Consider the following 12,831-nt stretch of genomic DNA (forward strand, 5'->3'; position numbering starts at 1 on the left):
TGCGAAGCAAGTGCCGTAAGCGAGGGACCTTTCATTTCATCGATGGACTGCCAGCCGACAACCGCCCAGCGAGACAACGCCAGGCACGTATTGCCCCGGCTCGCTGCCTGCGCGCAGGATGGCGCCTTGTCCGCGAAAGGAACCCGCACCATGAAGATCGGCGTCTTCTCCACCTTCATGTCGCCGCAGGCGACGCCTGCCATGATCCGAGATTTCGGTCGCCGCGCCGAGAGCATGGGCCTCGAGTCCATCTGGATGGGCGAGCATGTCGCCCTGTTCGACAAGAACACCTACGGCTATCCCGGCTCGAAGGACGGCCGCATTCCGGTGCCGGAAGGCGGCGGCATGCTCGATGTCACGGCGACCTTCGGCTTCCTTGCCGCCGCGACGACCAAGGTGCGGCTCGGCACCGGCGTCGCCCTCGTGCCGCAGCGCAATCCGATCTACACCGCCAAGGAAATGTGCACGCTCGACTGGCTGAGCGATGGCCGCATCGATTTCGGCATCGGCGTCGGCTGGAACAAGGAGGAGGTCGAGTCCTGCGGCTATCGCTGGGAGGATCGCGGCAAGCGCTGCGACGAATTCCTCGAGGTCATGCGCCGGCTGTGGACCGAGCCGGTCGTCGACTTCGCCGGCAAGTGGGTCAAGTTCGAGACCATGCGGCTCGACCCCAAGCCGATCCAGAAGCCGCACGTGCCGATCATCGTCGGAGGCTACGCCGAAGCCGCCTTCCAGCGCGCCGTGAAGTTCGGCGCCGGCTGGTACGGCTTCAACCTCGACCCCAACCGGACCAAGGAGATGCTGGGCCGCCTCGATGCCGCGTTCGCCAAGGCCGACCGCAAGAGAAGCAAGGATTTCCAGATCATCGTCACGCCGCCGCTCGCCATGACCGCCGACGCCGTGCCGGCCTATGCCGAGCTCGGAGTCGACCGTCTGCTGGTCAATCTCGGCAGCCAGCGTCCCGAGCGCGTCGACGCCCGGCTGGGCGAGATCGAAACCATGGTGAAGAAGGCGGCGTAAGTGAGCACCAAGTCGGACATCACCCTCGACGAGTTCCGCGCCTGGGCCGGCGTGGTCGGCCTGAGCCTTACCGAGGACGACATCATCGAGCTGCACAAGGGCTATCTCGGGATGATGCAGCTCGCAGCCCGCGTTCCCCAGGAATGGGCGTGGGAGGCCGAGTCCGCCCATGTCTTCGCCCCGCTGCCGGGAGCGCGGCGATGAGCGAGCTCGCTTTCCTCACCATCGCCGAGGCGAGCGCCCGGCTGGCCCAAGGGTCGCTGAAGGCGATCGACCTGGTCGAAGCCTGCCTCGCCCGCATCGCCCGGCACGACGGCAAGCTCAACGCGTTCGTCGCGCTGACGGCGGACCAGGCGCGCGCGGCCGCGCAGCAGGCCGATCGCGAGATCGGGCGCGGGCATCGCCGCGGCGCGCTGCACGGCATCCCCATAGGCATCAAGGACATCTACGAGACGACTGGCGTGCGCACCGCGGGGCAATCGCATCTCAAGGTCGATCACGTGCCCACGATCGACGCCGAGACCGTGGCGCGGCTGCGCGCGGCCGGCGCGGTCATCATGGGCAAGCTCGCGACGCACGAATTCGCCACCGGGGCGGCGACGCCCGACCAGCCGTTTCCGCCGGCGCGCAATCCTTGGATGCCCGATCGCCAGCCCGGCGGCTCGTCGAGCGGCTCCGGCACGGCGGTTGCCGCCAGCTTTTGCGCCGGCGCGATGGGGTCGGACACCAGCGGCTCGATCCGCAATCCGGCCGGCTGGTGCGCTCTCTCGGGCCTCAAGCCGACCTATGGGCTGGTGAGCCGACGTGGCGTGTTCCCCCTCGCGCCGAGCTTCGACACGGTGGGCCCGATGGCATGGACCGCCGAGGACTGCGCCCTGATGCTCGACGTGCTGGCCGGCCACGATCCGCTCGATCCGGCCTCGGCGCGGACCGAGCCGATGGTCTACAGCGCGCGCCTGGCACAGCCGATCGCTGGCACCCGCATCGGCCTGATCAAACACTGGTATGCGCACGAGAACGGCGCCAGCGCGGACATGGTGCGAGGCATCGACGAGGCGGCGCGGGTGCTGCGCGCGCTGGGCTGCGTCGTCGAGGAGATCACGCTGCCCGCCCTGCTCGACTACCAGGCCTGCGCGCGCTTCATCATCTCGTCGGAGACCCATTCGATCTATCGCCGGGACGTCGACCGCACGCCGATGAAGTTCGGCTACACGACGCGCCGGCGCGTGCAGCTCGGCGCCTTCATCACCGCCGAGCAGTACGTCAACGCCACGCGCTTCCGGCGCAAGCTGATGCTCGACACCGAGGCGGCAATGCGCGGCTACGACCTCGTCATGACGGCCAACCACTGGGGGCCGCCCGAGGGTTTCGACAATCCACCGATGTTCCTGTTCTACGGCAAGCCTTCGCTGCCCAATCCGTTCAATGTCACGGGGCAGCCGGCGCTGACGGTGTGCTGTGGCTTCGGCGGCGACGGCCATCCCCTGGCTTTCCAGCTCGCCGGCCGCGCGTTCGACGACGCCACGGTGCTGCGCGTCGGATCGGCCTACGAGCGCGCCACGCCGTGGCGCGACAAGCGGCCGGCACTCTAGAAATCATGCTCTTCCGGACCGCGAGCGTCTCGCTCATGGCTCGATGAGCGAGCGAGACGCTCGCGGGCCAGAAGAAAACGATCCGCTCCTCAGACGTCGACGCAGTAGCGCTTCACCGCATCCTCGTTCCAGTCGATGCCGCAACCCGGCCGATCGGGAATCTCGATGCGGCCCTCGCGGACTTTGAATGGCTCGGCCAGGATCGGATCGGCCCAGTCCTGCCATTCGAGCCAGTGGGCGGTCTCGGTGACGCACATCAGGTGGGCGGCGACCTCCGGATAGAGGTGGGTGGAGACCTGCAGGCCAGCGGCTGCGGCGATCGGCACCGAACGCAACCAGCCGCTAACCCCGCCGATGCGCGTGAGGTCGGGCATCACGTAGACGCCGGCCTCGGCGCGGACAGCCGCTAGTAGATCGCGCGGACCATAGAAATTCTCGCCGAGCTGCACTGGTGTCTTGAGCACCTTCGTGAGGTGCGCATAGCCTGCGAGATCGTCGTACACGATCGGCTCCTCGAACCAGTAGAGGCCCTGGTCGTCGAGGGCATGGCAGCGATCGAGCGCATCGCCCAAGCTGAGCCCCTGGTTGAAATCGACCATCAGCTTGATGTCGGCTCCCGCGCCGCGTCGTACCTCGGCGATCGCCGCAAGGTCGTCGGCTAAGCGGGTGCGCCCCAGCCGCAGCTTCAGGGCTCCGAACCCGCCCTCGCCCACCAGCGCCGCCGCCTCGTCGGCGAGCGTCGCGACCTCGGTCAACCACAGGCCGTTGCTGTTGTAGGCCGGTACCGGCTCCAGCGAGCCTCCCAGCAAGCAGGCGAGCGGCAGCCCCGCCGCCTTGGCCAGCGCATCCCACAACGCCATGTCGAGCCCGGCGACGGCGATGGCGGCCACTCCGCCGTAGCCAATCAGGTTCAGCGCCCGCCGATTGGCCTGGAAGCGCGCTATCGGATCGAGCTCCTTGCCGACGCAGGTGACAGCGAGATCGCGCACCGCCGGTGCGACGTAGCGCAGCGACTGTGCCAGATAAGGCTCGAGGTAGGCTCGGCCGACGACTCCGTCCGACGTCCGGGCATCGATCAGCAGCAACGGCCACTCAGCAAACTGGCCGACCTTGGAGACGACAGGCCGACGCAACGGCATGACGACGCCGCGCACCTCCACCGATTCAAGCGTTGGCCTCTTGCCCATGGCACCCCCCGGAGGCGGGCATTCACGCAGTCGCAGCGGCTCGAGTAAACTCACTACCTGGTATACTTCGGAACAGTGCGCCGTCATGCCCAAAGACAAGAGCAAGACCGACCGCCGCATCGTCGAGGCCGCCTACTACCTGTTCTACCGACGCGGCTTCACGCGCGTCGGGGTCGACGAGATCGCAGCCCGGGCCGGCATCACCAAGCGCACGCTCTACAGCCATTTCCGCAGCAAGGACGACCTGCTGGCCGCCGCCCTGACGCGGCATCACGAGCTCGACCTCGAACGGCTGCAGAGCTTTGCGCGGCACTTGCCCGAGGATCCAGAAGCAATGGTCGAGTCGTTCTTCGACCAGCTCCTCGAATGGGCCGCGACCCCCCGCTGGTCGGGCTCCGGTTTCACCCGCCTCGCCGTCGAGCTGGCCGACCTTCCGGGGCATCCGGCGCGGGCAATCGCGGCGCGCGCCAAGGGCGTCACCGAAAGCTGGCTGACCAGCCTTCTGGCCAAGGGGGGCGTCGCTTCGGCGGCCGAGATGGCACGCGCGATCATGCTGCTGATGGAGGGTGCCATGGCCCTGATGCTGATCCACGGCGACCGCACCTATGGCCGCTCCGCCGCGGGGATCGCGGGGGCTCTGGTCAGCGCCGCCGCCAGCCCTGCAGGTGATCGAGCAGGTAGCGGTCGGCGAGCAAATGCAGGGCCTTCACGGCGGCGGAGGTGATCACGATCACGATGCAGAGCGCGGCCGCTGCCGCGGTGGTGCCCGCCTCCTCGATGTTCACTGCCGCCACCGAGGCGAGCTTGGTGTCGGGGGCATAGAGAAAGATCACCGACGACACCGTCGTCATGGCGTTGACGAACAGGTAGATCGCGATATCGAGGATGGCGGGGAGGCAGATCGGCGCAGTGACGCGGCCGAAAGTGCGCCAGACCGGCACCTTGAGCGAGGCCGAGACCGCTTCGAACTCGGGATCGATCTGCTTCAGCGCCGTCGTCGCCGTGAGATGGCCGACCGTATAGAAATGCGCCACGCAATTGATCGCGAGGATGCCCATGGTGGCGTAGAGGAAGTTGAGCGGGTTATTGGGCGCGTTGAAGAAAAAGATGTAGCCCAGCCCCAGCACCATGCCGGGCACCGCCATGGGCAGGAAGGCCAGGAACTGGACGAGGCCGCGCATGATGAAGAACTCGCGTGTGCGCTCGTTCAGCCAGGCGCCGACGAACATCAACGCGGTCCCGCCGACCGCCGCCAGGGCAGCCATCTCCAGCGAGTTGACGTACGACATCCAGCCATTGGCGTCGAAGTTGGAGAACTCGTAGTTGTCGAGCGTCAGGCTAAGATTGTAGGGCCAGTACTTTATCAAGGAGCCCCACGCCGCCATGCCGAGGATCCCCACGATGCCGATCGCGATCACCGTGCAGTAAAGGGTGAAGAAGAGGTCGCGGCCAAACGTGGGTCGCGGGATCAGCGGCACGGCGCGCGCGGTCAGCATGGCGACCTGCTTGCGTTGGACGACGCGGTCGACGACGAAGGCGAGTGCCGCCGGCACCAGCAGCACCATGCCGACCACCGCGCCCATCGAGAAATTCTGCTGGCCGATCACCTGCTTGTAGACGTCGGTCGCCAGGACATTGAAGTTGCCGCCGATCACCTTGGCGATGCCGAAATCGGTGATCATCAGCGTGAACACCACCAGCGCCGCACTGATCAGCCCGTACTTGGCGCCGGGCAGGGTGACGGTGAAGAACACCCGGAGCTTGGAGGCACCCAGCACGTCGGCCGCCTCGTAGAGGCGCGCATCGGCAGTGGCGAGCGCCGTCACCAGGATCAGGGTGGCGTGCGGGAAGCAATAGAAGACCTGGGCGATCAGGATGCCGTCGAAGCCGTAGATCGGCCCGCCCAGCGCGCCCTTGAAGAACCCCTGGTTGCCGAACAAGTAGATCAACGCCAACCCGGGCAACAGCGAGGGTGCGAAGATCGGGATAAGCGAGATGCCCTGGAACAACCAGCGCATCGGCAGCACCGCGCGCGTGAGTGCGTAGGCATAGAGGAAGGCGAGCGGCACCACGATCACGGTGGTGACGGTGGCGATATGCAGGGAATTCAGCGCCGAGTCGAAGAGCGCCGGCGTCGAGAAATAGGCGATGTAGTTGGCCAACCCGACAAAATGACCGTCCTTATTCTCGAAGCCCTTGGCGAGCAACGACCACAACGGCAGCCCCACGATGAGCAGCAGGACCGCGGCCACGACCACGACGCCAGCGCGCATCACGACGTCGTCGCGTGACAGCCTCACGCGTGATCGCGGGCGCACGGCCGGTGTGGTTGCGGCGATTCCCGCGAAGGACGCTTCGCGCTGGGTCACGCCGCGAACACCTGCAGCCGGTCGGGCGGCAAGGCGACGTCGAGCCGGGTGCCGCGCTCGACGCCCAGGTCACGAATCAGGTTGCTGGAGAAATCGGCCACCAGGCTCACCTTGCTCGCGGCCCGTACCGCGAGCGTAGCCCGGCAGAACGAGCCTACGAAGTCGAGCTCTCCCACCTCCACTGCGACACGATTCGGCACATCGGCCGGCAGGTCGCGTACGCGCACGTCCTCCGGTCGGATGCAAAGCTGCACCGCGGCACCCGGCGCCAGGCCGTCCTGCACCGGGCAGGCAAATTCGTGGCCGTCGACCTTCACCTTACCCGGGGCCGACACGGTGCCGGCGAGGAAGTTCATCGAGCCCACGAAATCGGCCACGAAGGCGGTCGCAGGGTTGCGATAGATCTCCTGTGGCGCACCCACCTGCTCGAGGCAACCGGCATTCATCACCACGATCCGGTCGGCCATGGTGAGCGCCTCCTCCTGGTCGTGCGTCACCATGATCGTCGTGACGCCGAGCGTGCGCTGCAGCGCCTTGATCTCGTGGCGCAGGCGAAGGCGTACGCGCGCGTCGAGAGCGGAAAGCGGCTCATCGAGCAGCAGCAGGCCGGGCGACGTCGCGAGCGCGCGGGCAAGCGCCACGCGCTGCTGCTGGCCGCCGGAGAGTTGTGCCGGGTACTTGGGCGCGGCGTCCGGCAGGCCGACCAGGGACAAAAGCTCGTGCACCCGTTTGGCAATGGCAGCGCGTGCCATGCGCCGGCTGACCAGCCCGTAGCCGACATTGTCGCCGACCGTGAGGTTGGGAAACAGCGCATAGGACTGGAAAACGATGCCGAAATCGCGCTGCGCCGGCGGCAGGGCGGAGATGTCCCGCGCCTTCTGACGGATCGTGCCCGAGCTCTGCCGGTCGAGCCCGGCGATGGCGCGCAGCAGGGTGGTCTTGCCGCAGCCCGACGGTCCGAGGAAGCAGACGAACTCGCCCTCGGCGATGTCGAGCGAGATGTTCTTCAGCGCCGTGAACTCGCCGTAGCGCTTGAAGAGATTACGGACTTCGAGATAGGCCATCGCTGTCATCCCGGGGCCGAAGGCCGGCGCGCGCTTTTCATTCTCCTCCCCAGCGGAGCTGGGGAGGTGTCGCGGTAATCCGCGACGGAGGGGTCATGAGCCATGGGCCCCGTCGTCTCTCGTGACTCATGACCCCTCCGTCGCCGAAGACGGCGACACCTCCCCAGCTCCGCTGGGGAGGAATACTCCAGGCGGGTCACTTGGCCTTCGGCGCGGACTTCCCATCGTAGCGCTTGGTCCACTCGGCCAGGATGCGGTCGCGGTTCTTGGCCATCCAGTCGACATCGACCTTGGCCATCAGCTTCTCGCCGTCGGCCGGATAGTTTTTCGGCATCGACTTGATCTCGGGGTCGGCGACGATGGCGTAGTACTTTCCATACAGCTCGTTGGCCTTGCGTGAGGCCGACCAGTCGGCGAGCTTCTTGGCCGCATCGAGATTCTTGGTGCCCTTGATGATGGAGGTGGCCTCCATCTCCCAGCCCAGGCCTTCCTTCGGCACGACGAGATCGATCGGTGCCCCCTTGGTCTTCTCCGACGCGCCGCGCATGTCGAAGCCGATGCCGATCAGCCGCTCGCCCTTGGCCGCCTGCACGCAGGGCGCCGAACCCGAGTGCAGATACTGCGACACGTTCTGGTGCAGGGCGTCCATGAATTTCCAGCCGGCCTCCTCGCCCATGATGGTAAGCCAGCCCGCGATGGTGAGATAGCCGGTGCCCGACGACGCCGGGTTCGGCATCACGATCGAGTCCTTGTATTCGGGCTTGATAAGGTCGGCCCAGCTCGCCGGCTTGGGCTTCTTGTTCTTCTCCGCCTCGGCGGTGTTGAAGCACACCACGGCGAGATAGGCGTCCATGCCGACCCAGGTGTCCGGCGTCTTGCCGCTGCGGAAGATCGGCTTCAGCTTGTCGGCGCCGACCGGCGTGTAGGGTTCGATCATGCCCATGCCCGCCATCAATCCGAGGCTGGACGCCGCCAGGCCCCACACCACGTCGGCCCGCGGGTTGTCCTTCTCGGCGACCAGCTTGGCGGTCACGACGCCAGTTGAATCGCGCACCCAGGCGATCTCGATGGTCGGGTTGTCGGCCTCGAAGGCCTTCTTGAAGGGCTCGAGCTGCTCGTTCTCGATCGCCGTATAGACGGTGAGCTTCGTCTTCTGGGCCAGCGCAGCCCCGCTGGTCAGCGCCACGGCCGCCAGGGCAGCGCCCCCCAGCATTGCGGCACGGCGCATGGTTGCAAATATCCTCATGTTCGATCCCCCTGGTTCGGTCACCCTTCGACCGTCCTCGCTACACGCACACTATGATGGTTTCGTTGCAGCGATACACAAAACCTTAACATGGGGCTGGGGACCGGCAAGCGCGGCATGGTAGTTTGCCGGCAAAAGGAGACGAAAATGGATGGCACGCCGCTCAAGGCGCGATCCCCCCTGACGCCAGAGCTGGCCCGCCTGGTCGCCGAGCACCGCTCCGGCGGCCCCTTGGTGAGCGATTTCTATGTGACGCCCGAGGTTTTCGACGCCGACTTGGCACGGATTTTTCACCGCCATTGGGTTTTCGCCGGCTACGCCTTCCAGGTTGCCAAGCCGGGCGATTTCTTCACTTGGCGGCTAGGGGCTGAGTCGATCATTGTCGTGCGTGATCGCGACGGCGAGATCCGCGCCTTTCACAATGTCTGTCGCCACAGAGGCTCGATCATCTGCAAGACCGAGCACGGCAGCACCCATCGCTTCGTCTGCCCCTATCATCGCTGGACCTACGAGCTCGACGGCAGCCTGGTGCTCGATACCAGACGCGAGTTCGGCGTCGACCGCGACACCCTCGCGCTGCGCCCGGTGGCGCTCGAGAATGCAGCCGGCCTGCTGTTCGTCTCCCTGGCCGACTCGCCGCCCGATTTTTCCGCCGCGCTGGCCACCATCCGCCGCAAGATGAAACCGCACGCCATCGAGCGCGCCAAGATCGCCCATCAGGTCGACTACGTCGTCAAGGCGAACTGGAAGATCGTTTTCGAGAACAATCGCGAGTGCTACCACTGCCCACCCAACCACAAGGAATACAACACGGCAGCCTACGACGTGCAGCGCGACCTCGCGATGCTCGACCCGACACAGCAGCCGGCCATGGACGCGATCGTGGCGCGCGCCAATGCCCGCTTCCGGGCGCTCGGCCTCGACGAGGGCGATGCCATGTCGACCATGACCGGCGCCTCGTGGCGCTGCCATCGCACGCCGGTGATGGAGGGCTTCGTCACCCAGAGCCTCGACGGCAAGCCGCTGTCCTGCCTGATGGGCGACATCAAGGAATGGGACTCGGGCACCTTGCGCACCACCGTGTTCCCGAACTTCTGGCAGCACACGAATTGCGACTACGCCGCCGCCTCGCGCATCACGCCGGTCGGGCCCGACGAGACGCATGTGCGCGGCTACTGGCTGGTCGATGAGAAGGCGGTCGAGGGCCGCGACTACACGATCGACCGCCTGCTGCCGATCTGGGACATCACCAACCGGCAGGACTGGACGATCTGCGAAGACCAGCAGCAGGGCGTCAGCTCGCACGCCTACCTGCCGGGGCCCTTCTCCCTGGTCCGCGAACGCAACGTCGCGCACTTCCTCAACTGGTATCTCGGCGAGCTGCGCGCGTGAGCGTTCCATCGCAGGCCCGCATCGTCGTGATCGGCGGCGGTGCGGTGGGCTGCTCCATCGCCTATCACCTGGCCCAGCTCGGCCAGCGCGACGTGCTCGTGCTGGAGAAGAGCGGCCTGACGCACGGCTCGACCTGGCATGCCGCCGGCCTGGTTGGCCAGCTACGCAGCAAGCGCAACCTGACGCGCCTGATGCAGTACAGCGCCCAGCTCTACGGCAGGCTCGAGGCCGAAACCGGCCAGGCGACGGAATGGAAGCCGGTCGGCAGCCTGCGCCTCGCCTCGTCGCCTGAGCGCTGGAGCGAGCTAAAGCGCATGGCGACGACGGCACGCAGCTTCGACTTCGAGCTGCACACGCTCTCGCCCAAGGAATCACAGGAAAAGTTTCCACTGATCACACCCGACGGCATCGTCGGCGCAGTGTTCGTGCCGACCGACGGCTCGGTCGAACCGTCCAGCCTGACCATGGCCTATGCCAAGGGCGCGCGCGCCGGCGGCGTGCGCATCGTCGAGAACGTGCTGGTCACCGGTTTCGAGGCAACAGGCCGGCGCATCACCCGCGTACTCACCGACCAGGGCGCGATCGCCTGCGAGATCGTGGTCAATGCCGCCGGCATCTGGGCGCGCGACGTCGCGCACATGGCCGGCGTCAAGGTGCCGGCCGGCGCCGTCGAGCATCAGTACCTGATCACCGAGAAGAGCGAGGCGATCCCCAAGGGCCTGCCGACATTGCGCGACCCCGACCGCATCTTCTATCTCAAGCCGGAGCCCGGCGCCCTGGCGATCGGCGGCTGGGAGAAAGGCACGCCCACCTTCGGCGCCAGCGGTGTGCCGTTCAACTTCGGCCGCGAGCTCCTGCAGCCTAACCAGGAGCGTCTCGAGCAGTTCGTATTGCCCGCCGCCGAGCGCCTGCCGATCCTGAACGAGCTCGGCATTCGTACCGTGATCAATGGGCCGATCCCGATCTCGCCCGACGGCGAGCCGATCATGGGTCTGGCACCGGAGCGCGACAATTTCTACGTCGCCTGTGGCTTCACCTCGGGGATCGCGGCCTCCGGCGGCGCCGGCAAGGCGATGGCGGAGTGGATCGTCGAGGGCGAACCCGGCCTCGACCTGTGGGCGTTCGACGTGCGCCGCTTCGGCAGCCATCACATGAGCGCCCGGTACCTCGCCGAGCGCAGCGTCGACAGCTACTGGCGCTACTACCAGATCCATTATCCGATCGAGGAGTTGCACACGGCGCGCGGCGGCCGGCGCTCGCCGCTCTATCCGCTGCTGCAGGCAAAGAACGCGGTGTTCGGCTCGCGCTTCGGCTGGGAGCGGCCGAACTGGTTTGCCCCGGCCGGCAGCGAGGCGGTCGACCGGCCCTCCTTCGAGGGACGGCCGAACTGGTTCGCCGCGGTCGGCAACGAGTGCCGCGCCGCCCGCGAGCGTGCCGTGCTGATCGACCAGAGCTCGTTCTCGAAATACGAGATCGGCGGACCGGGCGCGCTGGCCGCCCTGCAGCGCCTGGCTGCCAACGACCTCGACAAGCCCAGGGGCACGCTCACCTACACCCAGCTGTGCAACGAGCGCGGCGGCATCGAGGCCGACCTCACCTTCGCCCGGCTCGACGAAGACCGCTTCTACATGGTGACCGGCAGCGCCTTCGGCGTGCGCGACATGGGATGGATCAGGAAGCACCTGCCGGCCGACGGCTCGGTGACGGTGCAGGAACTGACCTCGGCCCGCGCCACCATCAATCTCGCCGGCCCGCGCGCGCGCGACATCCTGCAAAAGGTCGCCGACGGCGACGTAAGCAACGATGCCTTCCCCTACATGAACGCGCGGAACTTGTGCATCGGCTACGCCCCGGTGCTGGCGCTGCGTGTCACCTATGTGGGCGAGCTCGGTTACGAGCTCCATCTGCCGACCGAGTACGCTGCGCACGTCTACGAATTGCTGTGGGCCGCCGGCGGCGCGTTCGGCATCGTCGACGCCGGCTACCGCGCCATCGATTCCTTGAGACTGGAGAAGCGTTACCTCTACTGGGGCGCCGACATCACGCCGGACTACACGCCCTACGAGGCGGGCCTCGGCTTCGCCGTATCGCTGAAGAAGAACGCCGATTTCATCGGCCGCGCCGCCCTCGAGAAGGCCCATGCCATGGGCCCCAGGCGGCGCCTGATCACCCTGCTGGTCGACGCCGAAATCCAGCTCTACGGCGGCGAGGCGATCCGCCGCAACGGCAAGGTTCTGGGCGTCACCTCGTCGGCCGGTTGGGGCCACACCATCGGCAAGGCCATCGCCTTCGGCTACGTCCCCACCGAAGAATCCGGCCACCCCGACTACGAGATCGAAGCCTTCACCCGCCGCCATCCCGCCCGCCGCATCGCGGGCGCGGCGGTCGATCCGGAACGCAGGAAGATCCTCATATAAGCCTTCTTCCCCAGCTTCGCTGGGGAGGTGTCGCCGTCTTACGGCGACGGAGAGGTCATGGTCTTAGACCGACGGCGGCTCGTCCGCTTATGCTCTCATGAGCGGGCGAGTCGCCGTCGGTCCACATGAGCGCATCTTTCGCGCCCATGTCTTCGAGGACCATCGACCAAGTGGCACGAGCAACTCGTAGAGCTGTCTTCCCATTGAGGTCGGGCAATAGCCGTCGCCAGTTCTCTCGATCAGCAGAGCGGCGTGAAGTTCTCCAAGCCGGGTATTCAGGACTGACGGCGACAGCGTTTCGCAATGCTTCTGAAGCTCGCGAAAGGTGCACGGACCGATGCGGCACAGGACCCACAATATGCCCATGGCCCATCTGCGACCAAGCAGGTCGAAGAGCGCCATCACTGGAACGCCGCTGCTCGAGCCTCTGACGGGCTCGCCGGGCAACGGGATCGTCCGCGGCCTTCCTCGCCTGGCCATGACCTTGTCTCTCCTTGCTTTCTGCTACGAATATCGTAGCATTCAGCCAACCTGAACAACAGCT

11 protein-coding genes are annotated in these 12,831 nt (G+C 66.6%); 6 read left to right on the forward strand and 5 right to left on the reverse strand.

Going from position 1 to position 12,831, the window contains the following annotated elements; all coding sequences use genetic code 11:
• Positions 1–150: 150 nt before the first annotated feature.
• Genes ACILR9_RS28445 through ACILR9_RS28455 form a run of 3 tightly spaced genes read left to right on the forward strand, consistent with a single transcriptional unit; the run spans position 151 to position 2,612 of the window.
• Positions 151–1,020 carry an LLM class F420-dependent oxidoreductase gene (locus ACILR9_RS28445; RefSeq protein WP_395713350.1) on the forward strand — a complete coding sequence of 290 codons (870 nt, stop codon included), beginning with the start codon at positions 151–153 and terminating at the stop codon, positions 1,018–1,020.
• A complete protein-coding gene (locus ACILR9_RS28450; RefSeq protein ID WP_395713351.1) occupies positions 1,021–1,224 on the forward strand; it encodes a hypothetical protein in 204 nt (67 codons plus the stop codon).
• On the forward strand, positions 1,221–2,612 hold the full coding sequence (locus ACILR9_RS28455) for an amidase (protein ID WP_395713352.1): 1,392 nt from the start codon (positions 1,221–1,223) through the stop codon (positions 2,610–2,612). Before ACILR9_RS28450 ends, ACILR9_RS28455 begins: the two co-directional genes overlap by 4 nt.
• Positions 2,613–2,701: 89 nt before the next feature.
• Here the strand turns inward: ACILR9_RS28455 and ACILR9_RS28460 are convergent, their stop codons facing one another.
• The gene (locus ACILR9_RS28460) at positions 2,702–3,799 is read right to left on the reverse strand and encodes an enolase C-terminal domain-like protein (RefSeq protein WP_395713353.1); all 1,098 of its coding nucleotides are present in this window, start codon (positions 3,797–3,799) and stop codon (positions 2,702–2,704) included.
• Between the two features lie 85 nt (positions 3,800–3,884).
• Here ACILR9_RS28460 and ACILR9_RS28465 point away from each other — a divergent pair, with 85 nt between their 5' ends.
• Positions 3,885–4,523, forward strand: a complete 639-nt coding sequence (locus tag ACILR9_RS28465) for a TetR/AcrR family transcriptional regulator (protein WP_395713354.1) — start codon at positions 3,885–3,887, stop codon at positions 4,521–4,523.
• Here the strand turns inward: ACILR9_RS28465 and ACILR9_RS28470 are convergent.
• The 3 genes from ACILR9_RS28470 to ACILR9_RS28480 all read right to left on the reverse strand — a co-directional run bounded on the left by ACILR9_RS28470 (position 4,441) and on the right by ACILR9_RS28480 (position 8,460).
• Positions 4,441–6,099, reverse strand: coding sequence for a putative 2-aminoethylphosphonate ABC transporter permease subunit (locus ACILR9_RS28470; RefSeq protein ID WP_395713355.1), 1,659 nt, complete (start codon positions 6,097–6,099; stop codon positions 4,441–4,443). The two genes, ACILR9_RS28465 and ACILR9_RS28470, sit on opposite strands and share 83 nt — an antisense overlap.
• Before the next feature lie 65 nt (positions 6,100–6,164).
• Positions 6,165–7,241 carry a putative 2-aminoethylphosphonate ABC transporter ATP-binding protein gene (locus tag ACILR9_RS28475; RefSeq protein WP_395713356.1) on the reverse strand — a complete coding sequence of 359 codons (1,077 nt, stop codon included), beginning with the start codon at positions 7,239–7,241 and terminating at the stop codon, positions 6,165–6,167.
• A 187-nt stretch (positions 7,242–7,428) separates the two neighbouring features.
• Positions 7,429–8,460 carry a putative 2-aminoethylphosphonate ABC transporter substrate-binding protein gene (locus ACILR9_RS28480; protein ID WP_395713357.1) on the reverse strand — a complete coding sequence of 344 codons (1,032 nt, stop codon included), beginning with the start codon at positions 8,458–8,460 and terminating at the stop codon, positions 7,429–7,431.
• A gap of 165 nt (positions 8,461–8,625) precedes the next feature.
• Here ACILR9_RS28480 and ACILR9_RS28485 point away from each other — a divergent pair, with 165 nt between their 5' ends.
• Together ACILR9_RS28485 and ACILR9_RS28490 are read left to right on the forward strand one after the other, a co-directional pair.
• Positions 8,626–9,870, forward strand: a complete 1,245-nt coding sequence (locus ACILR9_RS28485; protein ID WP_395713358.1) for an aromatic ring-hydroxylating dioxygenase subunit alpha — start codon at positions 8,626–8,628, stop codon at positions 9,868–9,870.
• The gene (locus ACILR9_RS28490) at positions 9,867–12,287 is read left to right on the forward strand and encodes an FAD-dependent oxidoreductase (RefSeq protein WP_395713359.1); all 2,421 of its coding nucleotides are present in this window, start codon (positions 9,867–9,869) and stop codon (positions 12,285–12,287) included. Before ACILR9_RS28485 ends, ACILR9_RS28490 begins: the two co-directional genes overlap by 4 nt.
• Before the next feature lie 87 nt (positions 12,288–12,374).
• Here ACILR9_RS28490 and ACILR9_RS28495 read toward each other — a convergent pair whose 3' ends face one another.
• The gene (locus ACILR9_RS28495; RefSeq protein WP_395713360.1) at positions 12,375–12,767 is read right to left on the reverse strand and encodes a winged helix-turn-helix transcriptional regulator; all 393 of its coding nucleotides are present in this window, start codon (positions 12,765–12,767) and stop codon (positions 12,375–12,377) included.
• Positions 12,768–12,831: the final 64 nt, after the last annotated feature.

The sequence above is a fragment of the Reyranella sp. genome (genome assembly GCF_044224635.1).
Classification (GTDB): domain Bacteria; phylum Pseudomonadota; class Alphaproteobacteria; order Reyranellales; family Reyranellaceae; genus Reyranella.

What these genes read in the sequence shown, in the direction of transcription:
- ACILR9_RS28465 (WP_395713354.1), top strand. Translation starts at nt 3,885, where the DNA reads ATGCCCAAAGACAAGAGCAAGACCGACCGCCGCATCGTCGAGGCCGCC.
- ACILR9_RS28460 (WP_395713353.1), bottom strand. Translation starts at nt 3,799, where the DNA reads ATGGGCAAGAGGCCAACGCTTGAATCGGTGGAGGTGCGCGGCGTCGTC.
- ACILR9_RS28485 (WP_395713358.1), top strand. Translation starts at nt 8,626, where the DNA reads ATGGATGGCACGCCGCTCAAGGCGCGATCCCCCCTGACGCCAGAGCTG.
- ACILR9_RS28480 (WP_395713357.1), bottom strand. Translation starts at nt 8,460, where the DNA reads ATGCGCCGTGCCGCAATGCTGGGGGGCGCTGCCCTGGCGGCCGTGGCG.
- ACILR9_RS28475 (WP_395713356.1), bottom strand. Translation starts at nt 7,241, where the DNA reads ATGACAGCGATGGCCTATCTCGAAGTCCGTAATCTCTTCAAGCGCTAC.
- ACILR9_RS28495 (WP_395713360.1), bottom strand. Translation starts at nt 12,767, where the DNA reads ATGGCCAGGCGAGGAAGGCCGCGGACGATCCCGTTGCCCGGCGAGCCC.
- ACILR9_RS28455 (WP_395713352.1), top strand. Translation starts at nt 1,221, where the DNA reads ATGAGCGAGCTCGCTTTCCTCACCATCGCCGAGGCGAGCGCCCGGCTG.
- ACILR9_RS28445 (WP_395713350.1), top strand. Translation starts at nt 151, where the DNA reads ATGAAGATCGGCGTCTTCTCCACCTTCATGTCGCCGCAGGCGACGCCT.